A 7657-nucleotide genomic window follows, 5' to 3' on the forward strand; every position below is an offset into this window, starting at 1 on the left:
AAAAGCGGAGCAAATAAAAACCCAAGCTTTGAGTATTGCTACCATAATGCAAATTAAAATCATACAACAAAACAAATAATTTTTTATATTATCAATAAATTAAGATAATGTTAAATGAATATTCTGTAATAATAATTAAATTTTAAATTTTTTAATCAAAAAAGGATATTTTATTGATACTTTAGCATAACCAATTACTACAAAATGAACATCAAGATAACGGGGTCGGGAAGCTATATTCCGAATCAAATCGTAACCAATTTAGATTTTGCCAAACATCAGTTTTTGAATGAAGACGGAAGTACTTTTAACGCTTCAAACGAAGTCATTGCTCATAAATTTAAACAAATAACTGGTATTGAAGAACGACGTTATGCAGATGCAAACCTTGTAACATCGGACATTGCCTTTTTTGCCGCCCAAAAAGCAATTGATACAGCAAAGATTGATCCTGAAACTTTAGATTATATTATTTTTGCGCACAATTTTGGTAATGTAAAACAAGGTGCCATACAAGGTGATGCTGTGCCAAGTTTAGCAGCTAGAGTGAAACAAAAATTAAGAATAAAAAATCCAAAATGTATCGCTTATGACCTTTTGTTTGGTTGTCCTGGCTGGGTTGAAGGTGTTATTCAAGCGCAAGCTTTTATCAAGGCTGGAATGGCAAAAAAATGTTTGGTTATTGGTGCCGAAACGTTATCGAGAGTCGTTGATATTCACGACAGAGACAGCATGATTTATTCGGACGGAGCAGGCGCAACTATTATTGAAGCTACAAATGAAGACGGCGGAATATTAGCGCATGCTTCTGCAACTTTTGCTACTGATGAAGCTGATTATTTGTTTTTTGGTAATTCATTTAACAAAAATCTTGATCAAGATGTTCGTTACATCAAAATGCAAGGACGAAAAATATACGAATTTGCACTGAACGAAGTACCAAAAGCCATGAAAGACTGTCTCGACGAAAGCGGAATTCCAATTTCGGAAGTAAAAAAAGTCTTAATTCATCAGGCGAACGAAAAAATGGACGAAGCAATAATTCATCGTTTTTTTAAACTTCACAATCAAGAAACACCCGAAGGCATTATGCCAATGAGTATTCATAAATTAGGAAATTCGAGCGTGGCAACAGTACCCACTTTGTACGATTTACTCGTTAATGGGAAAATAGAAAACCAAGAAATAAACAAAGGTGATGTAATTATTTTCGCATCGGTTGGCGCAGGAATGAACATTAACGCGATTGTTTATCGTGTATAATTTCTAATTTTATTTATCCAAAGTGTAACTTGGTAAACCAATTTTAGTTTATAAATTATCAAAGTATTTAGGGCTAGACTCAAGGAAACTTTATACGTTAAAGTATACATTTCGTTGATTAATTTTGGTAAAAAACAAACAAACCCTAAAGTTATTACAAAAATTAAAACCAATTTCAGATAGTTGTAATCGAAAGGAAAAAGTTTGAATTTTTTGTAAATAAATAACAATTTAGCGAAATTGAAAACCACCATCGATAATAAAGAAGCTACTGCGACGGCTTCAATTCCGAAATTAAAATAAAGTATAAACAGTAAATTTAACCCCACATTGAGCACAATAAGTATGGCAATGGCGATTAAATTGAACTTATAATATTTTGAATACGTAATTATTTCGCCATTAAAACCTGTTCCCATATTCACCAAAACATTAAATCCTAAAATGAGAATGATAGGAATTGATGTCATGAGTTTTTCATGAGTTGGTAAAAGCATGAATAAATCTTCAATTCCAAGAAAAATACAACTGTATAAAAGTGCGCCAATAAAAAAAAGCAACTTTGAGGTTTCTTTGTACTTTAAATTTAATTCTGATAAATTATCATTTTTTAAATAATTGGAAATAATTGGCGCGTACAACGCAAAAACGCCAGTTGCTGGAATCGCTAATGCTGAAGCTAAAGTTACGCCGATGCTAAATGTTCCGTTGGCTTCCATTGAGATAAATTTAGGAATCATTAAAGCATCAATCCTAAAAGCAAAAACAGATCCTAAACTTCCCGCAAAAGCATACATCGAAAATTGATAATAATCTCTTTTAGAAACTTCATTAAAAAGTGATTTAAAGTCTAAATTAAATTTAGGTTTAAAATATTTAAAGACGTAAATCGCAAGTAAAATAAGAATCAACCCGTAAGAAATAATATAAAAAACAACCGACTGACTGAATGTTATATAATTGTACAACAACAATAAGAAAATAATGGGCAGCGAAATTTTGGGAATAATATTGTCTAAAAATGTGGGCACTGCAATTTTCTGAATAATTGTAGCTTGTTTTTTGAATAACTCTATAAATGCCAAACATAACGCAATGGGAAAGGCAATATAAACATATTTCATTCCTTTAAAAGCCGGAATAAATGAAATTATAAAAAGTAATCCGAGGATAGAACTGCTTATAATTAGTGTAGAAAAAATACTATAATTAAATAGCTTTTTTTTATGTAATTCGTCAAGTTTTGGTGTAAAATTAACCAATGCTTGCGATGCTCCTAGAAGAATTATAGGAAATAAAACATAGGAAATCGCATCGATATACCTGAAAATTCCGAGTAATTCTTTGTCATTTGGATAAATAAAAAGTGTAGAAACCACACCAATAACAATCCCAATATAGTTAATTATGGTAAAGAAAAAAGCTTGCTTTTCAGATACTTTATTTGACATAAGTCATCGATTTTTTTCTAGATATTTTAATAATTCTCATTCTAAAAACAAGCTGTACATAATAAATAGCCAAATTATAAAATAACTTTACAATAGAAGCAAAAGAATAACTTTTTTTGAAATATTTTGGCAATCCAAAAACCGATTTTAATGCATTGGTGTAACTTGAGAACAAAGTGTTATTTATATCCAAAACCTGTGATAAAATTCTGTATTTCGACTGGATTAGATCTTTTTTGAAACTACGCGTAATTTTTCGGTCGTGGCATATTTTAGCATTTTCAGCAATTACAATTTGAAACTGATGATACAAAACACGGTCGCAGTAATTCCTGTCTTCTCCGTAATGTCCAAAAAGTGGTTCAAAACCACCAACTTTTCGCAAACAAGCACTAGAAACGAGCCAAGCTGCTGCATTTACAAAAGAAACATTTACAATGTTTTCATTCGAATTTACTTCAATTTTTCTGTTATAATAAGTTACAAAACCTTCGTCGAGCGTTTTTTCATCGCCCGAAAAATGCATTGGACTTACAATTCCAAATGAAGAATTTTTTTGGACAACAGCAACTAAATTTAAAATGGTATCGTCAAAAATCCAAGTATCTTGATTGAGTAAGAAAACATAATCCGCATTATTTTTTAAAGCGTAATCGATACCAATATTATTGGCTTTTCCAAATCCTAGATTTTCTTTAGATTGAATGAGATGAACTTCTGGAAATTGTTTAAAAAGTTCGATCGAATCATCAGTAGAACAATTATCGATAACAACAATATCGATAGGATAAGTTGAATGCAACAAAGAATTGATGCATTTTTCTATCCATTTCGATCCATTATACGTCACAATGATGACAAAAACCTTTTTATTCAAAGCCAATATTTTTATTATCTTACAAAAATAAGGATATTTGTATTCGAGTTTAGTATAAAATGAAATATTACATCATAATTCCTGCACATAACGAAGAATCATTTCTCAGTTTGACTTTACAGTCAATTATCGAGCAAACTGTTTTGCCTACAAAAATTGTGGTTGTTAATGACAATTCGACCGACAAAACAGCAGAAATCGCATTGGCTTTCGCCGAAAAAAACAGAACTATTACTTTAGTAAATAAAACTTCGGAAGCGATACATTTACCAGGAAGCAAAGTCATACAAGCCTTTAACAAAGGATTAGAAACGGTAGGTAATGATTACGATTTTATTGTAAAAGCCGATGCAGATTTAATTTTTCCAAAAAACTATTTCGAAACTATTATCAATCATTTCAAATCTGACGACACAATAGGAATGGTTGGCGGATTTGCTTACATCGAAAAAAATAATGATTGGATTTTAGAAAACCTAACCGATAAAGATCATATTCGTGGTGCTTTTAAAGCCTACCGAAAAGAAACATTCAAACAAATTGGCGGACTAAAACCCGCGATGGGTTGGGATACGGTCGATGAATTATTGTGTAAATTTTACAACTGGAAAGTAGTAACCGACCAATCACTAAAAGTAAAACACCTAAAACCAACAGGAGCAAACTATAACAAAACCGCTCGATACAAACAGGGTGAAGCTTTTTATAGTTTAGGTTATGGGTTTATTATTACCGCAATTGCTTCGGCTAAACTAGCGATGATGAAAAAGAAACCACTTCTTTTTTTAGATTATATAAAAGGTTTTTGGAAAGCAAAATCAGCAAAAAAACCTTTGTTAATTTCCCACGAACAAGCAAAATTTATTAGAAATTATCGTTGGGAAAAAATGAAAGAAAAGTTATTTTAATCTTACCTAAGCGTCAATTACGAATTACATTTACAACTAAAAAAAAACAAATCATCTCGAACTATGTCAAGATGATTTATTACTACTAATTTTATTGTGAAAATTAGTTTTTCTTAATTTAATAGAGCCACATCAATGTATTTGTTTACTACCAATTCAAACTCTTTTTTATTTACAGGTTTAGAAAGATAGCCGTCAAAAGCATTTTTGTAACTTTCTTTATCATCTTTCAATGAATAGGCAGATTGTGCTATAATTGGAATTTCGGGTGCTTCATTTTTAATGAGCTGAGCGGCAACATACCCATCAATTTGAGGCATACGAAGATCCATTAAAATCAAATCGATGTCTGGATTTTTTTTGTATATCTCGTAGGCTTCTTCCCCGTTTTTAGCTCTTATGACTTGTACTTGTCCTTTTTCTAACAATTTTTTAAGAAGTACAAAACTAACCTCTTCGTCATCTGCAATTAACACTTTGATTATTTTTTTCGACGTTACTGGTGCTACTTCGATAAGTGCTGGAACATACGGCACCTTAAAACAAAAAGCCGTTCCCGCGCCTAGCTCTGATTCAACTTCTAAAGATCCTCCTAACAAATCGACATAATGTTTCACGGATGAAAGGCCTAGACCAACTTCATTACCCTCATTGGTAACTTTTTCTATTTTGAGCTGTGAAGTTAAAATCTTTTCTTTTAAGTTTTTCTCAAAACCAACACCACTGTCTTTTACATAAAAATTTATTTCACTATTTACCAATTGATAGCCCATTTCTATAAAACCCTCGTTGGTAAATTTTAATGAATTATTGAGCAGACTCGTAAATATATGAGTAATCATAATCCCATCAATCAAAACAATAGCATCATCATTAGACAAACCTTTGACAGACCTGAAATTTAATCCTTTATGAAAAACCTGATCTACAAATTTTATTTTTAAATCATCTAGTAATTCATTTAACGAAACCTTTTGCTTATCAATCGATGCTTTATCGAATTTGAAAGAATTATAACTTTCGTATTCCGAAAAAATGCCCTGTAATTCATTGGAACTATTCGCAATAATTTTAGCTAAATTATTTTTTTCTTCAAGATCCAACTTATCTGCAATTAATAACTTAGACAGTCCAGCGATGGTATTCAAAGGAGTTTTTATTTTGTACAAGACCGCTTCAATCAGCTCTGAATTTAAAGATTGGGATTTACTGGTTTTTTCAATCTCCAAACTATCCAAAACTACTTTCGATTCTTTATTAGTTTGACTTAACAATAAAGACAACCTAACCAACTCTTCCTTTAAATCAACCAACTGATTCTCTAGTTCACTGTATGATGGCTTATTTGCTTCCATATCTTTTGATTTTAAATTAGCACTACCTATCTTTTAAATAGGAGTAAATTCATATTCAACTACAGGAAAAATAATTAATACAAAACACAACTATTTAATAGTCATAAAGTTAGTGTTTAAAAAATGAAAAAAAGTAGTTTTACAAAAATATTTACAGTTTATTATGTTAAACTATTAGAGTGCTTCCATTTCATATAATGACAAAACATAAGTACACTATTCAAAATAATCACAAACCACAATCCGAACTCATAACTATTTTTGTATTTTCGCCTATATTTATAAACTATGATGTTAATTCGTTATTTATCACAAATCGGAAGATATTTTCTGATGATAGCAGAGGTTTTCAAAAAACAAACCAAATGGTCGGTTATGAAAACGCTTATCTTCAAGGAAATAGATGATTTAATTATTGGTTCACTCGGAATTGTAGCTTTCATTTCCTTTTTCGTAGGTGGTGTTGTAGCGATACAAACCGCTTTAAACTTAACCAATCCGTTAATTCCTAAATACCTTATTGGTTTTGCGACCAGACAATCTATTATTTTAGAATTTGCTCCTACTTTTATCTCTATCATTATGGCAGGAAAAATGGGTTCATTTATCACGTCGAGTATAGGAACCATGCGCGTTACAGAACAAATTGACGCACTAGAAGTTATGGGTGTAAACTCCTTGAACTATCTTGTTTTTCCAAAATTAATCGCGTTGTTATTATATCCGTTTCTTATAGGAATTGCGATGTTTTTAGGTGTTTTAGGCGGCTATATCGCCAGTGTTTACGGAGGTTTTGGGAGTAGTTCAGAATTTATAGACGGTCTTCAAAAAGAGTTTATTCCTTTTCATATTACTTATGCTTTCATAAAAACATTAATTTTTGCTTTAATTCTGGCTACAATCCCATCGTTTCACGGTTATTATATGAAAGGTGGCGCACTCGAAGTAGGAAAAGCAAGTACGGTGTCGTTTGTTTGGACATCGGTTATGATAATTTTGATGAATTATATTTTAACGCAACTACTTTTAACCTAATGATAGAAGTAAAAAATATCGAGAAATCGTTTGGAGACAGCAAGGTTTTAAAAGGAGTTTCGACTGTTTTTGAAACCGGAAAAACCAATTTAATTATTGGTCAAAGTGGTTCTGGAAAAACAGTTTTGCTAAAAAGCCTATTGGGAATTCATTCGCCAGAAGTGGGAACCATTTCCTTTGATGGTAGAATATATTCCGAATTGTCTGCCGATGAAAAACGAGAATTACGTACCGAAATTGGAATGGTTTTTCAAGGAAGTGCTTTATTCGATTCGATGACGGTAGCAGAAAATGTAGGTTTTCCTCTAAAAATGTTTACCAACAATTCTAAATCGGAAATTCAAGATCGTGTCGATTTTGTATTAAAAAGAGTCAATCTTATTGATGCTCACAAAAAATTACCTTCTGAAATTTCGGGCGGAATGCAAAAACGTGTGGCGATTGCTCGTGCTATTGTAAACAATCCTAAATATTTATTTTGCGACGAACCTAACTCTGGCTTAGATCCAAATACTGCTATTTTGATTGATAATTTGATTGGCGAAATTACCGAAGAATATAATATTACAACGGTAATTAATACGCATGATATGAACTCGGTGATGGAAATTGGTGAGAATATTTTGTTCTTAAAAAACGGGCTGAAAGCTTGGCAAGGAACCAAAGAAGAAATCTTTAGAACCGACAATGAAGCCGTTGTCGATTTTGTATATTCGTCAGAATTGTTTAAAAAAGTGAGAGAAGCTGTTTTAAATCAAAAACGATAAA

The 7657-nt window shown here is 31.5% G+C and carries 8 protein-coding genes; 5 read left to right on the forward strand and 3 right to left on the reverse strand.

Annotated features, from left to right (window positions below):
* The first annotated feature begins 204 nt into the window (after positions 1-204).
* On the forward strand, positions 205-1263 hold the full coding sequence (locus ACH2BG_RS06760; RefSeq protein WP_395046948.1) for a 3-oxoacyl-ACP synthase III family protein: 1059 nt from the start codon (positions 205-207) through the stop codon (positions 1261-1263).
* Here ACH2BG_RS06760 and ACH2BG_RS06765 read toward each other — a convergent pair.
* Together ACH2BG_RS06765 and ACH2BG_RS06770 are read right to left on the reverse strand one after the other, a co-directional pair.
* A complete protein-coding gene (locus tag ACH2BG_RS06765; RefSeq protein ID WP_395046949.1) occupies positions 1251-2714 on the reverse strand; it encodes a hypothetical protein in 1464 nt (487 codons plus the stop codon). The two genes, ACH2BG_RS06760 and ACH2BG_RS06765, sit on opposite strands and share 13 nt — an antisense overlap.
* Entirely contained in the window at positions 2704-3597 is an 894-nt protein-coding gene (locus ACH2BG_RS06770; RefSeq protein ID WP_395046950.1) for a glycosyltransferase family 2 protein, read from the reverse strand. The genes ACH2BG_RS06765 and ACH2BG_RS06770 overlap by 11 nt, the downstream gene beginning before the upstream one ends.
* A gap of 53 nt (positions 3598-3650) precedes the next feature.
* Here ACH2BG_RS06770 and ACH2BG_RS06775 point away from each other — a divergent pair, with 53 nt between their 5' ends.
* Entirely contained in the window at positions 3651-4499 is an 849-nt protein-coding gene (locus tag ACH2BG_RS06775) for a glycosyltransferase family 2 protein (protein ID WP_395046951.1), read from the forward strand.
* Between the two features lie 113 nt (positions 4500-4612).
* Here ACH2BG_RS06775 and ACH2BG_RS06780 read toward each other — a convergent pair whose 3' ends face one another.
* Positions 4613-5854 (reverse strand): response regulator, encoded by a 1242-nt coding sequence (locus ACH2BG_RS06780; protein ID WP_395046952.1) that lies wholly within the window; start codon positions 5852-5854, stop codon positions 4613-4615.
* Between the two features lie 197 nt (positions 5855-6051).
* On the opposite strand from ACH2BG_RS06780, the gene ACH2BG_RS06785 reads away from it, so the two are divergent.
* From ACH2BG_RS06785 to ACH2BG_RS06795, 3 genes are read left to right on the forward strand one after another with little or no spacing between them, the layout of a single operon-like run.
* Complete coding sequence (locus ACH2BG_RS06785) at positions 6052-6261, forward strand: hypothetical protein (RefSeq protein WP_395046955.1); 210 nt, start codon at positions 6052-6054, stop codon at positions 6259-6261.
* On the forward strand, positions 6188-6889 hold the full coding sequence (locus ACH2BG_RS06790; protein ID WP_395046954.1) for an MlaE family ABC transporter permease: 702 nt from the start codon (positions 6188-6190) through the stop codon (positions 6887-6889). Before ACH2BG_RS06785 ends, ACH2BG_RS06790 begins: the two co-directional genes overlap by 74 nt.
* On the forward strand, positions 6889-7656 hold the full coding sequence (locus ACH2BG_RS06795) for an ABC transporter ATP-binding protein (protein ID WP_395046953.1): 768 nt from the start codon (positions 6889-6891) through the stop codon (positions 7654-7656). The genes ACH2BG_RS06790 and ACH2BG_RS06795 overlap by 1 nt, the downstream gene beginning before the upstream one ends.
* Position 7657: the final 1 nt, after the last annotated feature.

This window comes from Flavobacterium sp., from assembly GCF_043779715.1.
Classification (GTDB): domain Bacteria; phylum Bacteroidota; class Bacteroidia; order Flavobacteriales; family Flavobacteriaceae; genus Flavobacterium.

Excerpts from the sequence above, each read along its gene's own strand:
- ACH2BG_RS06765 (WP_395046949.1), bottom strand. The coding sequence starts at position 2,714 with ATGTCAAATAAAGTATCTGAAAAGCAAGCTTTTTTCTTTACCATAATT.
- ACH2BG_RS06780 (WP_395046952.1), bottom strand. The coding sequence starts at position 5,854 with ATGGAAGCAAATAAGCCATCATACAGTGAACTAGAGAATCAGTTGGTT.
- ACH2BG_RS06790 (WP_395046954.1), top strand. The coding sequence starts at position 6,188 with ATGATAGCAGAGGTTTTCAAAAAACAAACCAAATGGTCGGTTATGAAA.
- ACH2BG_RS06785 (WP_395046955.1), top strand. The coding sequence starts at position 6,052 with ATGACAAAACATAAGTACACTATTCAAAATAATCACAAACCACAATCC.
- ACH2BG_RS06795 (WP_395046953.1), top strand. The coding sequence starts at position 6,889 with ATGATAGAAGTAAAAAATATCGAGAAATCGTTTGGAGACAGCAAGGTT.
- ACH2BG_RS06760 (WP_395046948.1), top strand. The coding sequence starts at position 205 with ATGAACATCAAGATAACGGGGTCGGGAAGCTATATTCCGAATCAAATC.
- ACH2BG_RS06775 (WP_395046951.1), top strand. The coding sequence starts at position 3,651 with ATGAAATATTACATCATAATTCCTGCACATAACGAAGAATCATTTCTC.